Origin of the sequence: Furfurilactobacillus cerevisiae (genome assembly GCF_048961765.1) — a bacterium.
In the GTDB taxonomy this organism is placed as follows: domain Bacteria; phylum Bacillota; class Bacilli; order Lactobacillales; family Lactobacillaceae; genus Furfurilactobacillus; species Furfurilactobacillus milii_A.
Genome location: NZ_CP185253.1, coordinates 965,896 through 982,803, shown reverse-complemented (window position 1 = coordinate 982,803; position 16,908 = coordinate 965,896). Strand labels below are relative to the sequence as shown.

At 43.8% G+C, this 16,908-nt stretch carries 16 protein-coding genes and 1 tRNA gene; 4 read left to right on the top strand and 13 right to left on the bottom strand.

What is annotated here, in order from left to right; all coding sequences use genetic code 11:
- Nucleotides 1-13: 13 nt before the first annotated feature.
- Both ABUE36_RS04605 and ABUE36_RS04600 read right to left on the bottom strand, forming a co-directional pair.
- A complete protein-coding gene (locus ABUE36_RS04605) occupies nt 14-943 on the bottom strand; it encodes an IS30-like element ISLpl1 family transposase (RefSeq protein WP_096109805.1) in 930 nt (309 codons plus the stop codon).
- A gap of 339 nt (nt 944-1,282) precedes the next feature.
- Entirely contained in the window at nt 1,283-1,966 is a 684-nt protein-coding gene (locus ABUE36_RS04600) for a Crp/Fnr family transcriptional regulator (RefSeq protein ID WP_421017239.1), read from the bottom strand.
- 194 nt (nt 1,967-2,160) lie between these two features.
- Between ABUE36_RS04600 and rpsN the strand changes: the two genes are divergently transcribed.
- Nucleotides 2,161-2,430, top strand: coding sequence for a 30S ribosomal protein S14 (rpsN, locus tag ABUE36_RS04595; protein WP_017262606.1), 270 nt, complete (start codon nt 2,161-2,163; stop codon nt 2,428-2,430).
- Between the two features lie 99 nt (nt 2,431-2,529).
- Here the strand turns inward: rpsN and ABUE36_RS04590 are convergent, their stop codons facing one another.
- The 5 genes from ABUE36_RS04590 to ABUE36_RS04570 form a co-directional block, all read right to left on the bottom strand.
- The gene (locus ABUE36_RS04590) at nt 2,530-3,549 is read right to left on the bottom strand and encodes an LCP family protein (RefSeq protein WP_017262605.1); all 1,020 of its coding nucleotides are present in this window, start codon (nt 3,547-3,549) and stop codon (nt 2,530-2,532) included.
- Between the two features lie 256 nt (nt 3,550-3,805).
- A complete protein-coding gene (locus tag ABUE36_RS04585) occupies nt 3,806-4,735 on the bottom strand; it encodes an IS30-like element ISLpl1 family transposase (RefSeq protein WP_096109805.1) in 930 nt (309 codons plus the stop codon).
- Nucleotides 4,736-5,069: 334 nt separating this feature from the next.
- Nucleotides 5,070-5,810: an SDR family oxidoreductase gene (locus tag ABUE36_RS04580; RefSeq protein ID WP_161001010.1), complete on the bottom strand. Its 741-nt coding sequence runs from the start codon at nt 5,808-5,810 to the stop codon at nt 5,070-5,072.
- A gap of 60 nt (nt 5,811-5,870) precedes the next feature.
- Entirely contained in the window at nt 5,871-6,302 is a 432-nt protein-coding gene (locus ABUE36_RS04575; RefSeq protein ID WP_017262603.1) for an HIT family protein, read from the bottom strand.
- Nucleotides 6,303-6,337: 35 nt separating this feature from the next.
- On the bottom strand, nt 6,338-7,693 hold the full coding sequence (locus tag ABUE36_RS04570; protein WP_421017460.1) for an MFS transporter: 1,356 nt from the start codon (nt 7,691-7,693) through the stop codon (nt 6,338-6,340).
- Between the two features lie 173 nt (nt 7,694-7,866).
- Here ABUE36_RS04570 and ABUE36_RS04565 point away from each other — a divergent pair, with 173 nt between their 5' ends.
- From ABUE36_RS04565 to ABUE36_RS04555, 3 genes are read left to right on the top strand one after another with little or no spacing between them, the layout of a single operon-like run.
- Nucleotides 7,867-8,775 (top strand): AraC family transcriptional regulator, encoded by a 909-nt coding sequence (locus tag ABUE36_RS04565; protein ID WP_161001008.1) that lies wholly within the window; start codon nt 7,867-7,869, stop codon nt 8,773-8,775.
- A gap of 21 nt (nt 8,776-8,796) precedes the next feature.
- Entirely contained in the window at nt 8,797-10,026 is a 1,230-nt protein-coding gene (locus ABUE36_RS04560) for a multidrug efflux MFS transporter (RefSeq protein WP_161001007.1), read from the top strand.
- Nucleotides 10,027-10,046: 20 nt separating this feature from the next.
- A complete protein-coding gene (locus ABUE36_RS04555) occupies nt 10,047-10,490 on the top strand; it encodes a pyridoxamine 5'-phosphate oxidase (RefSeq protein ID WP_161001006.1) in 444 nt (147 codons plus the stop codon).
- 91 nt (nt 10,491-10,581) lie between these two features.
- Here ABUE36_RS04555 and ABUE36_RS04550 read toward each other — a convergent pair.
- From ABUE36_RS04550 to nadE, 6 genes are all read right to left on the bottom strand, one after another.
- Nucleotides 10,582-10,666: transfer RNA gene (locus ABUE36_RS04550), tRNA-Leu, on the bottom strand.
- Nucleotides 10,667-10,748: 82 nt separating this feature from the next.
- On the bottom strand, nt 10,749-11,795 hold the full coding sequence (locus tag ABUE36_RS04545; RefSeq protein ID WP_421017238.1) for an AI-2E family transporter: 1,047 nt from the start codon (nt 11,793-11,795) through the stop codon (nt 10,749-10,751).
- A 105-nt stretch (nt 11,796-11,900) separates the two neighbouring features.
- Nucleotides 11,901-12,386: a SprT family protein gene (locus tag ABUE36_RS04540; protein WP_161001004.1), complete on the bottom strand. Its 486-nt coding sequence runs from the start codon at nt 12,384-12,386 to the stop codon at nt 11,901-11,903.
- Between the two features lie 136 nt (nt 12,387-12,522).
- Nucleotides 12,523-12,957 (bottom strand): hypothetical protein, encoded by a 435-nt coding sequence (locus tag ABUE36_RS04535; RefSeq protein WP_161001003.1) that lies wholly within the window; start codon nt 12,955-12,957, stop codon nt 12,523-12,525.
- Nucleotides 12,958-13,116: 159 nt separating this feature from the next.
- Nucleotides 13,117-15,744 (bottom strand): cation-translocating P-type ATPase, encoded by a 2,628-nt coding sequence (locus ABUE36_RS04530; RefSeq protein ID WP_421017459.1) that lies wholly within the window; start codon nt 15,742-15,744, stop codon nt 13,117-13,119.
- A gap of 311 nt (nt 15,745-16,055) precedes the next feature.
- Complete coding sequence (gene nadE / locus ABUE36_RS04525) at nt 16,056-16,883, bottom strand: ammonia-dependent NAD(+) synthetase (RefSeq protein WP_161001001.1); 828 nt, start codon at nt 16,881-16,883, stop codon at nt 16,056-16,058.
- Nucleotides 16,884-16,908: the final 25 nt, after the last annotated feature.

Below are 16,908 nucleotides of genomic sequence, written 5' to 3'. Positions count from 1 at the left end.
GTAGATTGCAAATTTAATCCGAATTTTTGGACAAATTGGTCAGCATAACCTGATACGGTGTTTTCCAGTCAAGTATTTTAAGCGGTCTCTGGTTAATTTGGAGTAACGTCGTCGTTAAATCTTGAGCACTAATGTGCTCAAAACGAGTCCCCTTAGGATAAAAATAACGTAAATTCCGATTAAAGCGTTCATTACTACCACGTTCAGCTGGCGTATAAGCATGACAGTAATAGGTCTTAATACCATATTGTGATTCAAATGATACTAGCCCACTAAACTCAGTACCACGGTCCACAGTAAAACTGTGCACCGGTCCATTAAAAGTTGTTAGGAACTTAGTCAGTGCTTCATTAACACTCGCTGTCGTTCGGTCCTTTAACCGATATGCCCAAAGGAACCGTGATTTGCGATCGATTAAAGTTAATAAAACTGCCTTACTATGCCCACGAGGGCCAACGACGGTATCTAGTTCAAAATCACCGATGCGATTACGTTGATTAATCATCATGGGACGCTGTTCAATCGATCGCCCCAAAGATTGATTATATTTGGATCGTTGGTCAACGTTACGCCGTTGGCGTACGCCATGTTCAGGTAGATCATTCAAGGAGAAACCAATTCTCCCCTGATTTAGCCAATTATAAATAGATTTAGTCGCTAGTTTAAATTCGTGAGCAATCATTCCTGGTGACCAGCTTAGATGTAAATGGTTGAGAATTGTTTGCTTTAACTCATCGCTCAGCTTAGTTTTCCGACCACATCGTGATCGCTTGTATTCGGCATCTGTTTGTGCTAATTCAGCCTGATAAGGTTGACATCGAGATAATTCATAAGAAATTGTTGACGGTGATCGGTTCAGCCGAACGCCCATTTGGATATTGGACAGCCCTAGTTCACAAAAGGTTTCGATTTTAATTCGTTCGGAATAGGTTATACTAGACAAAAGATCAGCTCCTAAAAGATGGGTTTGTTGTAAACACCATTTTAAAGGAAGCTGATCTTTTTTGTCCGAACAGCGTTCGGATTAATTTTACAATCTACTAGTTATCTACCTTTTTACGTGAACCCCTTTTAGCGCGTTTAAAAGATGTCGTCTAGTGCTCTCGCTTTCATATTTTCAATTATGAATATTAGTCTTTTGGTGGTCTATTTACAGTACAGAGTGTTGTGTGTTCGTTAATTAAAGAAATTAAAGGAGATAACGCCTTGAATCATCATAAGACGCTACCTCCTTTAGTTTTGTCGCTGTTCTAACTGAAAATCATGCGTACTTCTTCGGAAATCAATCTTGTAATGCCAGTTGATCCGCATCCAAAATTGCAATTTGATTACCGTGACCTTTCTTTAACCAACCGGCAATCTGAAATTCATTTAGCTTGCGACTAATTGTTTCCGGCGTAGTTCCCAAGTATACGGCTATTTCCTTCTTTTGAAGCGGCAATGTGAACATTGTCTGCGCTGGAAAACTTGCAGCCGTTTCGACTAAATAGTCGGCAAGACGACCGCCAATTGAACTCGTGGTCACACTTGTTGCCTTACCCTCTAGTTGACTGATTCGTTTGCCAAATTCATTAAGGATACCAAGTGCTAGTTGCGGTGCCTCTGCCAACAACGCCTGAAAGTCTGAACGCTGGATCGAGCATACCTGAGTTGGCACCAGTGCTTCCGCATAACTTGTCCGTGTAACCGGATTGAAAAGTGCCGCCTCACCGTCGAAATCTCCAGACTGAAGTAAGTATAGTAATTGTTCACGTCCGTTTGTAGCCAGCTGATAAACTTTGGCCTGGCCAGCGGCAATAATGGTCAACTGATTAGCCTCGTCGCCAGCGTTAAACAGTGTCGTGCCCTTTTCATAAACGTGCTCATGGACAATGGCACTCACCTGCTGTAATTCAACTGTTGTCAATTGGTTAAAGATCGGTACCAGTTGAATACAATCATGCGTGCCCAGCTTATGTTCCTGCATCTCAGCACCCCCTTATATACAAAATATTGTAACAGGTAAACCACAAAGTAAACTTGATCCGAATCAAGTATGTAAAATGCTTTGTTTTAGTAAGCATATCTGTTACACTAAATAGTAATCGTTACAGTTCTTGGAAACAAGCATTGTTATCGTCACATTAAGTTAGTCAATTTTAGGAGGAATGAATTCAGTTTATGGCAAAAAAATCTAAGATCATTAAAGAACAACGCATTGAAGCTACAGTTGCGAAGTACGCTGATCAACGTGCTCAAATGAAAGCGGCTCATGACTACGCTGGGCTCGCCACCCTGCCGAAAAATGCTTCACCCGTGCGCATTCACCGTCGTGATAAGATCGATGGTCGTCCGCATGCTTACTTGCGTCAGTTTGGCCTATCGCGGCTCAACTTCCGTCAGCTCGCTTTGCAAGGCAAAATTCCTGGTGTTCGTAAAGCTAGCTGGTAATGCGTTGGTCCAATCTATATAAACAACTTTTAACTAAAAACTGCCAGAGTGACGATTTTACTCATCATTCTGGCAGTTTTGTTTTGTCTTTCTAGCAGTTTATTCATCCGTTTTTGCTGAAAGGTCCAAACTCTTACGGATCTCATTAGTAACCCGTTGCTTCTCGCTTGAACTGACCACTTCAAACGATTGACCATTAATCATCTGACCTTGTCCTTGCATGTGGTCAGTGGTCATGTCTTTAGTAGAAGAACGATAGCTAGATGCAAGTTTAACCAAGTCAGAGCTGGTTAAATCTGTTTGCGACTCATTAGCAATCGAGTTTAAGAAACTAGGATTCAAAACCGTCTGAACAGAAATGGACTTTCTAAACAGTGCTTGAACAACTAACCGTTGACGTGTTTGACGACCATAATCGTTTTGAGGATCATCATAACGCATCCGTGAGAACTTCAAGGCAGTTGAGCCGTTCATGTGGTAGGTTTGACCCTTTACAAAAGAAGCACCTTCATAGTTGAAAGTTAATGGTGATGTAACCGTCACACCACCCACTTCATTAATCGCTTTTTCCAAACCACCCATGTTCAACAGCGCATAGTAGTCGATTGGAATGTTCAACAGATTTTGAACCGTCTTAATGGTTGTCCCAACGCCACCGTATGAGTAGGCAGCGTTGATCTTAGCCGGTGAATCCTGAGGATAACCAGCAATATCTGTCATCGTGTCACGAGGTAAGCTGACAAGCAGCATCTTCTTAGTCCGTGGGTTGATGGTAGCAATCATGATCGTGTCGGTACGACCTTTATCAGTTCGTCCCAAAGCACCGGTATCAGTTCCCAGGAACATAATTGAAATTGGCTTCTTACTCTTTAGCACTGACTGTGTGTCACGTGCCTTAGTAATTCCGGCCGATTTATAAGCTTTGTTGCTGGCTGAATTGATGTTGTGATAAGCCATTGCCCCAAAACCGACAATTGCTAACACTAAGACAATGACAATGCCCCAGAACCAGCGCCAAGGGTGAAAACGGCGACGACCATTGCCACCCTTTTTACCACTCGTTGGTTGTTCATTATGGCGTTGCATTCTTGATGGTTCTTGATTTGGTTCGTTATCCATATTCGGGTCCCCCAAGGAATTAATTCTTCCTAATTACTCACGCCTACAGATTGTAAACCAAGTTTGTCCACAAGGCGAGAAATAACGGCAAACATTTACCGTTTATACCGTGATTTTAATTTTTTCTTATGAACACTTGCATACTTAGTTGCGCAAACGCACTTTCATTAGTCGTACTATTCAAGCGCTTAGGTTTAGACATTGGCTGCCGTTACGCTGACCAGAAACGCTAATAGTATAAAGGTAGATTGCAAATTTAATCCGAATTTTTGGACAAATTGGTCAGCATAACCTGATACGGTGTTTTCCAGTCAAGTATTTTAAGCGGTCTCTGGTTAATTTGGAGTAACGTCGTCGTTAAATCTTGAGCACTAATGTGCTCAAAACGAGTCCCCTTAGGATAAAAATAACGTAAATTCCGATTAAAGCGTTCATTACTACCACGTTCAGCTGGCGTATAAGCATGACAGTAATAGGTCTTAATACCATATTGTGATTCAAATGATACTAGCCCACTAAACTCAGTACCACGGTCCACAGTAAAACTGTGCACCGGTCCATTAAAAGTTGTTAGGAACTTAGTCAGTGCTTCATTAACACTCGCTGTCGTTCGGTCCTTTAACCGATATGCCCAAAGGAACCGTGATTTGCGATCGATTAAAGTTAATAAAACTGCCTTACTATGCCCACGAGGGCCAACGACGGTATCTAGTTCAAAATCACCGATGCGATTACGTTGATTAATCATCATGGGACGCTGTTCAATCGATCGCCCCAAAGATTGATTATATTTGGATCGTTGGTCAACGTTACGCCGTTGGCGTACGCCATGTTCAGGTAGATCATTCAAGGAGAAACCAATTCTCCCCTGATTTAGCCAATTATAAATAGATTTAGTCGCTAGTTTAAATTCGTGAGCAATCATTCCTGGTGACCAGCTTAGATGTAAATGGTTGAGAATTGTTTGCTTTAACTCATCGCTCAGCTTAGTTTTCCGACCACATCGTGATCGCTTGTATTCGGCATCTGTTTGTGCTAATTCAGCCTGATAAGGTTGACATCGAGATAATTCATAAGAAATTGTTGACGGTGATCGGTTCAGCCGAACGCCCATTTGGATATTGGACAGCCCTAGTTCACAAAAGGTTTCGATTTTAATTCGTTCGGAATAGGTTATACTAGACAAAAGATCAGCTCCTAAAAGATGGGTTTGTTGTAAACACCATTTTAAAGGAAGCTGATCTTTTTTGTCCGAACAGCGTTCGGATTAATTTTACAATCTACTTAAAGTATTCGATTATTTACAAAAGATCGTTGGACATTAAATGACATCTACATGAAATTAGCAACTATACAAGCTGGAGCGTGTCAAGGTTGACAACCGTAAGCGTCATCCAACGCCATTTAAATCATAAAATGTCATATTATGCCTAGCAAACAAAAATCCCATCATCTTAGCAATTAATACCGGGATGATGGGATTTATTAATTAGTCAGTTTAACCGAAAGCAAAAACTAAATTAGTTTTCTTGAACAGTTGGCCGTAACAGAATTTCATCGATACCAACATTTTCAGGTTGGTCAATGGCATAAAGTACTGCGTTTGCCAAATCTTCTGGGTCCAAGCCGATTTCTTCTTCACGAGCACGGGCCTTCTTTTGCAATTCAGGGTCACCAACAGTCTTCCATAGTGACGTATTAACGTTACCTGGTGATACGATGGTGGAACGAATCATGTTAGGACCTTCCTCTTGACGGAGAGCATCCATGATGGCACGAAGCGCAAACTTAGTACCTGAGTAGATGGCAGCATTAGGGTTAATAACATGGCCGGCGTTTGAGTCGGTTGCGATGAAGTGGCCGAAGCCTTGTTCCTTCATGATTGGTAATGCAGCAGCAATACCGTACAGAACACCCATAACGTTGATTTGGAAAGCTTGTTCCCAATCTTCCACCTTCAAATCACGTAAGGCAGAGTTTGGCATAACACCTGCGTTGTTGTACATAACATCGATCTTGCCATACTTGTCGTGAGCAGCCTTAACAAAGTCAGCAACGGAGTTCTTGTCCGTAACATCGACAGTCTTGTAAGCTGCTTCGCCACCATCTGCGGTGATTTCTTCAACTTGTTGTTTCAGCAAGTCTTCACGCCGGGCACCGATGAATAACTTGGCACCATGTGCAGCTAACTTCTTAGCAGTTGCAGCACCAATACCTGATGAAGCACCTGCGATAACAACAACTTTACCTTTAACAGTCATAACTTAATACGCTCCTTTTTTAAATGTGTGCTAAGCCCGTTCCCAGGCGTCGGCATCACTCTATAGGTTTTCCTTAATCTTGTTGATAATGTCTTCGTATTCTGAATCGGTCAACTTCTTAGGGTTTTCAGGGTTGTTAACAAAGGCATCGTTCCAATCACTGTCGCCAGGCTTCTTTGGCACAACGTGAACGTGCAAGTGAGAAACCGTGTCGCCATAAGTTCCGTAGTTGATCTTACCTGGGTTAACGGCCTTTTCAACAGCTTCAGCAGCGTGTGCAACGTCATCATAAAATTCATGACGTTCAACATCTGTCAACTGGAATGGTTCGTCAACGTGCCAGTTCAAAACAACCGCAACACGGCCAAGGTGTGTTTGGTCACGTGCTAAGTAAACTGTAGCAACATGCAATGATTCGATTTCAATGTAGTTTGCGTCAAGCTTTTCAGTATGGGCACAATACATACAATCTTTTTGGAAACGTTCAACCATGATAAAAACCTCTCTTTATTTAAATTATTTGATCACTAGTTAATTGGGTGACTCTGTGTTTCTGCATCTGCCGTGACTTCTTCATCCGTAGCCTTTGCAGTTTGAGTCGCACTCTTACTTGAGTGCAAACTGAGAACGATCAGTCCGGTAATAATCAATGCACCGGCTAAGAAGTACATCCCCACCGTTGTGCTACCAGTGGCACTCTTTAACCAACCAATTGCGTATGGTCCGAAGAAACCACCAAAGTTACCAACAGCGTTCACGATTCCTAAACCAACGGCAGCAATCCGAGGATCAACCGTCGTCGTAATTGCCCAGTAAGGACCGGAGTAAGCATAAACCCCAATGGCAGACAGGCAAATGAAACCAACGGACATAACAGGAACAGATGTGGTTAATGCAGCGCCGATAAATCCAAGGCCACCAAGCAAAGCACCACCGGCAGTATGCCAGATTCGTTCACCACTACGGTCAGACCACTGACCGTTGATAACCAATGCAACTGCACCAAGCAGGTAAGGAATCGCACTAATCAAACCAACTTGCATCGTGGTTAAGCTACTTGATAAGGACTTAACCATTTGAGGCATCCAGAACGTAATCCCGTACAAACCGATACAATAGAAGAAGTTAATTCCAGTCATCTTCCAAATCTTGCCGTCTTTGAAGGCGTCAACAAATGGTGCCTTAATGACTTTCTTTTCACTTTCTTGCTTAACATCGTCGGCAAGTGCTTTCTCCAACCAACTCTTTTCATCGGTGGTTAACCACTTGGCGGTATCTGGTTTGTCGGCCAAGAAGAAGACGGTGTAAACACCCATCAAAATGGCAGGAATCCCAATGATAATGAATAACCAACGCCAACCTTCAAGGTTTAATGCCATGTGAACCTGAGTAATAATCCATGTTGCAATTGGTGCACCAATTGAGTTTGCAACTGGCGGTGCAACCATGAATGCTGCGATAGCCCGTGCACGATCTTTACTGCGAATCCAATACGTAATGTAAAGGGTCATGCCTGGGAACAAACCAGCTTCGGAAACACCGAGTAAGAACCGTAGCACAATCAGCATTGGTACATTGGCAACAAACCCAGTTACCAAAGTAACAGTGCCCCAGAAAACCAAGATAAATGCCATCCAACGACGAGCACCAATCTTTTCAAGCATCATGTTACCGGGAATCCCAAACAGGAAGTAGCCGATGAAGAAGATTCCGGCGATGAAACCGTATGTGGTTGCAGTCAAACCTAAATCTTTATCCATCCCCCCGATAGAAGCATACGTGATACTACTTCGATCCAGAAAGGCAATAAAGTAAATGATAAAAAGGTATGGTAGTATATGCCATGTTACCTTTTTAAGAGCGCTTTGCTTAGCCTCTGTCATCATTAACACATCCTTATGCATGTAATTTTTATGGTTTGTGAAAACTTTTCCATGAAGTTGCTAGCTATCCTTCGCTTTCATGATTCATTATAATAGAGCTTAAACGCTTACATTTTGCCTTAATTTGCTCGATTTATGGAATTTATCACACTAAAATGATTGGGAGAGAACTCATGTCAGAAGTTCGTGATCTACAGCTCAAAGTCCTATGGCTCAGTGGCCGCCTGTATCACCGTCATGAAACTGTTGAACCACATCAGCATGATTTTGCTCAGGTTCAATTGGTTCTCAGCGGGCAGGAGTATACTGATCTAACACAGTCTAACGGGGACGATTCGGTTTCGGTAAGTGTGTTTGCAAACCAACTTGTCTTTATTCCGCCATACACAACACACTCATTTCACTTCGAACACGAAACAGTTGTTCTCGACGTTAAGTTTGACCTTCAGGCCGACATTGCTGGATTAATTGAAAAAAACGCCAGCCAACATATTTTCGATGTTGAAGACGTTTCTCCCTTTTATGCACTTTTAAACGAAGCCATTCCAGCGGAACAAAAACGATTTCCTGCTGCCGCTTTGCAACTAGATGTCGATTTCAAACAACTCTTACTGTCAACAATTTTCAAACAGCAACCGACGGAGTCCAGCACGCATAACTTAGACCGCCTCATTGACATCAACACTGATTTTCCGCTATTGAAGTATCTGCAAGCACATTATGCAGAACCCATTCAATTGCCGGAGCTGGCCGCCCACTTTAACTACAGCAAGAATTACCTTATCCGGATCTGCAAACGAGAAACTGGTCTCACGCCAATGAATCTATTGCAGCACATCCGTTTGAAACACGCCCAAAATTACTTAGAATACACAGATTTAAGCGTAAACGATATTGCTATTAAGATCGGCCTGGATGCCAACTACCTCACCAAATCTTTCACCAAAACAATTGGTACCCACCCCATTGCATATCGTAAACAGAGCCGTCAAGAACATGAACGTAATATTACATTGATGAATACGTTCAACCGGCAGTCACAGCCGCAAATCAAAAACACAATTCAACATCCAATGGATTAATAAATAAGGAGGCGGTTTTATTTGAAGAATCAAAATGGATGGCGCCGCAATTTAGCCGTTCTCTGGCTAGGCACTTTTATTGCCGGTATGGGATTTAGCGAAATTATGCCATTTTTATCACTGTACGTTGATCAGCTTGGCACGTTTACAAAGGGGCAGCTAACCATCTACAGTGGCGTTACATATGCAGTTACTTTTTTTGTCATTGCAGTTGTTTCACCGCTATGGGGACAACTCGCTGACCGTAAAGGACGAAAACTGATGCTTCTGCGATCGAGCGCAGGGATGGCCGTTGTTATCGCCTTAATGGGTTTTGTTCATAATATTTGGATGTTGATTCTGCTACGTTTCCTGCAAGGCCTTTGTGCCGGATACATTCCCAACGCAAGTGCGCTGATTGCCACGGAAACACCAAAATCGAAAAGCGGTAGTGCACTGGGCATTCTAACCACTGGTTATGTCAGCGGTAACTTAATTGGACCAATTCTCGGTGGCACACTGGCCGCAATTTTTTCTATTCGAATGACCTTCTTCATTACCGGTTTTTTACTCGCGGTCGTTTTCTTTCTTAGTTTATTTTTGGTACATGAACACTTCACACCAATTCCGCGAGCTAAGATGCAATCCACTAAGGAAGTGTTTGCCTCATTTAAGTCTGCCAGGGCGATTGTAATCCTGTTAATTTCTACCATGCTTATTCAAATGGGCAATAATTCAATCACACCGATTCTTAGTTTGTACGTTCGCGAATTAATGTCGCACACTGCTAACCTAACGATTGTTGCTGGTATCATTGCGGCGCTGCCCGGTATATCAACTTTAGTGTCGGCACCACAACTTGGTCGGCTTGGTGATCGCATTGGCACGGAAAAAGTGCTCATGGGTGGATTCATTTTTGCTGTCCTTATGTACTTCCCTCAAGGATTTGTCAGCACCGTTGGCATGCTCGGTGTTCTGCGATTTATGATTGGAATTTCAGATGGCGCGTTATTTCCCACCGTTCAAACTTTGTTGGTCAAGAACTCACCTGTTAACGTGACTGGGCGAGTATTTAGTTGGAATCAATCATTTCAGGCACTTGGCAGTATGCTTGGTTCACTGCTTGGTGGATTTGTTTCAAACTTATTTGATTACCGTGGTGTCTTTATTTTCACCGCCATCGCGCTTGCAGCGGATTTCTTACTTGTCTACATCGGTATTCCATCCACCCGTTTTCATTTCCACACATCAAATTCGGAAAGTTCAAACTAGTTTCTTAAAGGAGTTTAATTATGGATAAACAAGACATTGAACTACTGCAGCAGGTTTATGCAACAGCAGACAAACTCGCACTAAGTACATCATTAAATGATACTGCTGACGTTAAAGTGATTAATTTTGTCTGGTATGCCGATCAGCCAGATACATTATATTTTTCATCCGTTCGTGGCAGTAATGCATTAGCAATTTACGCAAAACACGCAGATGCAGCCCTGATTACCATTCCTCACGAAAGTGAAACGACAAATCCCTTTGTCCGCGCGCATCACGTTACCATCACCCCATCTGAAAAAACGATGGCTGATGACTTACTTCCCCGCTACTTAGAGTTGGTACCTAATTACCAGCACGTATGGGATGCCATTGGACCACAACTAGTTGCTTATGAAATTAAACTTCACGATGTTCACGTGGATGCCGGTTTGGGCCAACGAAAAATTAATCTCAGTTTTTAAAAGTCATCCACGACAAAAAAAGATCCTCGTAGTGAAATCATCACTACGAGGATCTTTTTAGATTAGTCAGCCTAGTTAACCAATCTGATTATGCGGCCACCGAGACTTGAACTCGGATGATCGAAGGGATCACAAGATCCTTAATCTTGCGCGTCTGCCAATTCCGCCATGGCCGCATCAACGAAAATAATTCTACCAGACATTCGCAGACTTGGCAATTACTCTTTGACATTCTCTCCGCATATTTCCGTTTAGCACCTATTTATCACCACGAAGCTGCTGCATGATTGGCCCATCATTTGGCTGGGGATGAACGCCAAAGAGATCGAGGAAGAATGCCACAATTGGCAACCCAACAATCAGTCCCCAAACACCGAATATCTCTTCACTCACAATCAAAGTCATGAATGTCACAAAAATCGGTAAATCGGTGGCAGTGGCCATAAGACGTGGGTGCAAGAAATAAGATTCAAAGAAGTGAATCACAATAACTAAGATAATCACTTCCACGACCCGCCAGATACCGCCGCTCGCAAACGCGATCAACGTTAATGGCACCATCGAAATGAGCACCCCAGCAACAGGCACCAATCCAAGGATAAAGACAATTACGGCTAACACCATTAAACTTGGCATCTTTAGGAAAAATAAGCCAATGGTCATCAAAACCGTGTTAATTGAACAAATAATTAATTGCGTATCCACAACCGTTCCCAAAATAGTAACAAACTTGCGAACTAAGAAATAAACATTGGTGAAGAACTTTTTAAAACGGCTGTGTAAAAACGCATCCCCAAATCGCTTCATCCGACCGTAAGACGCGGTAAAAATCAAGCTCAAGAAAATGGCAACCCCCACGTGCGAGAAGGCTGTGCCGACACTTTCCAGTCCACGTAGCCCCGTTTCCAAAGCCGTTTGTCCGTGTTTCATAATTTCACTACTGTTGAGTGCTTTATTCACCCACGTGTCTAATTGCTTATCCCAAACTGGATGATCATTGATCGCTTTCATAATCAAATGAGGGATGCCGGAAAACTGGCTAGCCAAAGAGGGTGCCGCGTAGGAGATAGCTAGGACAACTAAGCCAATTACCACCACATACACAATCAAAGTCGCCAGCACCTGACCAATGGGCAACCATTGTCGTAAACGAGCCGTCACTTTTAATGCTAAGAAAGAAAAAATCGTAATTAGCAAAATAATGGAGAGAAAGTGGCGAAAACAAAACAACACAAAGATCAAAAACGCCAAGGTTAAATAAAGTTGAACGTCCTCTTTCTTAAGCCACTGATAAATTCGTTCCATACCCTACCCCCACATTCATCGATACAGCTATCATAGCGTATTCTGCCATACAGTGTACAATAGCCATTACGACATTCGAATTCTACAGACGAGTTTCACGGTTTCTTAAGATTCTTGAGTATAAGCTTCTGCCAAATTCAACCGACCACCACAAATTCCACATGCAAATCGCCGTGTATTGATTCGACGACGCCTCGTGTATCGTTGACCGCATTTTACACATTCATAAATATAGATGTGCCGTGATTGTGAGCGAACTGTCTGTCCTTGTCGATGTTTAGGTGCCGGTGCAAAACGACTGCCACCCACCTGTGCCAGCAAGGTTCGAAATTCCCGACTGCGATGATTAAATGGCAATCCTGCCATCGACAAGTGATAGTGAACCAGCTCGTGCTTAATCACCCCTTCAAGGGTGTCTTCACCGAAATCAGTTAACATTTTCGGATTTATATCAATATGATGATCCCGAAGATGGTAGCGACCACCCGTTGTTTGCAGCCGCGAGTTGAACACGGCCTGATGTTTAAACGGTTTGCCAAACTCCCGCGTGGAAATTTGCATGACCAACCGTTGTAACTCATCATTTGTCATTCATTTTCCTCCACAATTTCATTACCCAATGAAAAACCACTCATCCCGATGTTCAGAATGAGCGGTTCCTTTCTGTTAACGCTAAGCACTACATTCTATACCTTTACATACGTAAAAGAATCTAAATGTAACGACACTAAGCGTTAGTTGCCATGATTGTCTGAATGAGACGAATAATTCGATCCATGGCTTCATTTTGGTCAGTTTCTGCCTGGGCAAACTTTTTCGTGTCGACCGTGTGCTCCTTGACATTCAAACTGTCCGTCATCGTCTGGCAGGCATTAGCATAAGTGTCATAGGCATGCTTAAGTGTCTGATGCTTTCCCATGAAACGCGCTGGTGCTTGTAACTTTTTCAATTTATCATTGTAGCTCAGATAACGATCCGTACCATCCTGAAATTCTGACTGAATATCAGCAAAGTCAGCATCACTAAGGTCTGCCAACTTATCGGCATCCATCGCTGTTTTTAACTTCGTGTAGTAAGGTTCCAAATCTTTTTGGACATCTTCCGTATCCGCAATCGTTCTGGACAATGTCTGCCCGTACACCATCATTAAGTTCTTTTTCACAATAATCTCCTTGTCCGTTATTGCTCGGGAATTACCGAGCTTCGGCACCACTCTTCTAAACGTGCACCTGTCGCTCAATTCCCTGTGCATAACCCAAAGCTGCCTGCCCACAAGCGAACTGCGCTTGCATGCCGCCACCTTTACGTTATTGCTCGGGAATTACCGAGCTTCGGCACCACTCTTTCTTAGACGTTGCACTAATTTTACCACTTCCACGATTAAAATCATCGTCACACCTGCACCAATCACGATTAACCACTGGAACCAATCCAATGTTGTGACGTGGAAGAGTGTATTAAACCCAGGCACTAGAATTGTCGCAGCCAATAGCACAAATGCCACCAGAATGGCCCAGTTAAACGCACGGTTCTTAAAGAGTTGCTTTGTAAAAATTGTTCCATGAATTGATTTTGAATTAAATGCATGGAACAACTGAATCAATCCAAGCGTTGCAAACGCCATGGTCAAAGCATCCGCATGGATTTGTTCTGCACCTGCATGGACGGGGAATGTCAGAGCTAGCCAGTAAACCAAAAGTGTCAGCCCACCTTCTAACAGTCCCTGATAGATAATGTTGCCAAACACCCCGCCTGACAAGAAGTTTGATGTTCGACCACGTGGCTTCTGCTTCATGATATTCTTTTCAGCTGGTTCCAGACCTAACGCAATCGCCGGGAATGTGTCAGTCACCAAATTGATCCATAAAATATGCACGGGTGCCAAGATCTGCCACCCCATCATGGTCATTACAAAAAGGGTTAACACTTCACCTAAGTTTGCAGATAGCAAGTATTGAATGGCCTTTTGGATGTTAGCAAATACTTTACGGCCTTCACGAACCGCCACCACAATCGTCGAGAAGTTGTCATCAGCAAGAACCATATCGGATGCGCCCTTAGACACTTCTGTCCCAGTAATCCCCATACCGACACCGATATCAGCAGTTTTCAGCGCTGGGGCATCGTTCACACCGTCACCGGTCATAGCGACAACTTTGCCACGCTTCTGCCAGGCATTCACGATTCGAACTTTATGCTCCGGCGCCACCCGCGCGTAAACGGAATATTGCGATACCCTTTTTTCAAAATCGGCATCACTCAATTCGTCTAGTTGAGCACCAGTGATGACGCCGGCGTCATCCTCAGCCTTAATAATGCCGAGTCGAACGGCAATGGCCTTAGCTGTATCCGCGTGGTCACCAGTAATCATCAGTGGTCGAATCCCCGCACTTTTAGCTTCGGCAACCGCGCCAGCCACTTCCGGCCGCTCCGGATCGATCATTCCAACAAATCCAGCGAAGATGAGATCTTGCTCGACCTTGTCAGAAGTCATGGTTGCCGGCACTGTTTCAACTGGACGGTAAGCAAACGCCAATACTCGCAACGCCTGTACGGCCAGCTGATGATTGATCGTCAACAACTGTTCCCGAAGCTCATCAGTCAATGGCACAACCTGACCATTGCGCTGAATCTGTGTGACCCGTTTTAGCAATTCATCCGGCGCCCCTTTAACGGTAATCCACAATGCGCCAGTGTCATCCATTTTATTGACGGTCGTCATCAATTTACGTTCTGAATCAAACGGAATTTCGGCCTGTCGTGGGTGTGCAGCTAGAAATTTGTCGGCAGTTACATCATGATCCATGTTGTACTGAATCAAAGCTGTTTCCGTTGGATCTCCAACTAAGCCATCGGCCGTCAGTTTGGTATCATTATTCAACATCAACAGGGTTGCTAAGATTCCCTCATCACTATCAGCCGTTGCATCAACCCCATCTTTAGCCTCACGAACTTCGCCATCAACCACTAGTTTTTCAACCGTCATCTTGTTTTGAGTCAATGTCCCGGTCTTATCTGAAGCGATAATATCCGTACTCCCCAATGTTTCAACGGCAGGCAAACGACGAACCAGAGCATTCAGTTTGGCCATGCGCGTCGTTCCCAGAGCTAGTGTGATGGTCACAATAGCAGGCAGGCCTTCTGGAATGGCCGCTACCGCCAATGAAATAGCCGTTAACAGCATGTTAATCAATGTCTCATTACCACGAATCATGCCGACTGCAAAGACGATTACCGCAACCACCAGTATCAGTGCCGTTAACACTTTACCTAAATGGGCCAGATTTTCCTGCAATGGTGTTTTGCGTTCCTTAGTGTTGTCAAGCATACCAGCGATGCGGCCAACCTGCGTTTGCATCCCCGTAGCTGTAACGACCCCAACACCACGGCCATAGGTCACGTTACTATTCATAAAGGCTAAGTCGCTCATGTCCCCTAACCCAACGTTTGTTGCCGTCACTGGAGCGAGTTGTTTAGTTACTGGAACTGACTCACCAGTAAGCGCAGACTCCTCAATTTTAAGCGAGGCACTTTCCAATAAGCGCATATCCGCTGGCACGATATCACCAGCTTCCAGAAGCACAATATCACCAGGCACTAATTCGTCACTCTTTACCGTCACTGTTTCGCCATTACGACGGACGTGTGCATTTGGCGCCGACATTTCTTGAAGTGCATTAATCGCCTGCTCCGCCTTCGCCTCTTGGAAAACGCCAAACACGGCGTTAAGCACTACTACCAGTAAGATGATGATGGCATCCAGCGCTTCACCGGTCATTGCAGCAATGATGGCGGCCACAATCAGCACTACAATCATTAAATCTTTAAACTGAGCAATAAACTTTTCCAGTAAGGTTGTTTGCCGCTTGGCCGCTAACGCGTTCGGACCGTGCTCATCGCGTCTCGTCGACACCATTTGGTCAGTCAACCCATCTCTACTTGATTTCATTTGCTGAAGGGATTCATCAACGGTCCATTGCGCTGCTTGCGGTAATTTACTTTGTTTCACTTAACATCTCTCCTTTAAATTATCGGCTGTGTACATCGCTCATGGGACGAAAAAAGACCCATGGACGCACACTAAATGTGCAGACCATGAGTCTCACTATTTAAGACAAAACCAGAACGAATCTTGTTGGTGGCGTTGTCACGGTGGCACAACACAATATCTGTGCGCGATGACACCATTAGTTACTCCCTCATTTATCTTAAGCAAGAGTATATCGAAATGATTAGTTAAACACAAGTAATAAGTTTGATCTAACGCCAAAAGTTATCAAAAATCGTAATCGGCATATGACGTTTGTGCATCGTCTTGTTGTACCAATTCTCAATCTTTTCAGCGTCGACATCCTTAATCGTTTTGCCTTCCAGATAATTATCAATGTCATCATATGTGACGCCAAGGGCCACTTCATCAGGTAATGCTGGACGGTTGTCCTCCAGATCAGCAGTCGGAACCTTCAAGTATAAATGTTCCGGTGCGTTTAAGACCTTCAGCATCGCTTTCCCTTGCCGTTTGTCCAGTCGGTACAAAGGATCAATGTCCGTGCCACCATCGCCATACTTTGTGTAAAATCCAGTAACCGCTTCGGCTGCATGATCCGTGCCCACGACAGCGCCATGAACTTCGCCAGCAATCGTATACTGGGCCACCATGCGCTCACGTGCTTTGATATTTCCTTTGTTAAAGTCAGACACCGTAAGCCCGTTAGCTTCAACAGCTGCAACACCAGCGTCAACTGCCGCCTGAACATTCACCCGCATTACCTTATCGGCTTCCATAAACGTGATGGCATCCATCGCGTCACTTTCATCCGCCTGTTCACCATATGGCAAACGAACTGCAATGAATTGATACTGATCGTCGCCTGTTTCCTGACGCATCTCTGCAATCGCCATCTGTGATAATTTGCCAGCCAGTGTGGAATCTTGACCACCAGAAATTCCCAGAACCAGTGCCTTTAAGAACGTATTCTTTTTCAAATAGTCCTTTAAAAACTCAACACTTTTCCGAATTTCCTGTTCCGCATCAAAGTCAGCGCTAACACCGAGTGCCTTAATAATTTCTGCCTGTTTTTCTCTCATGTCCGAAGGCCTCCATAACTTAATT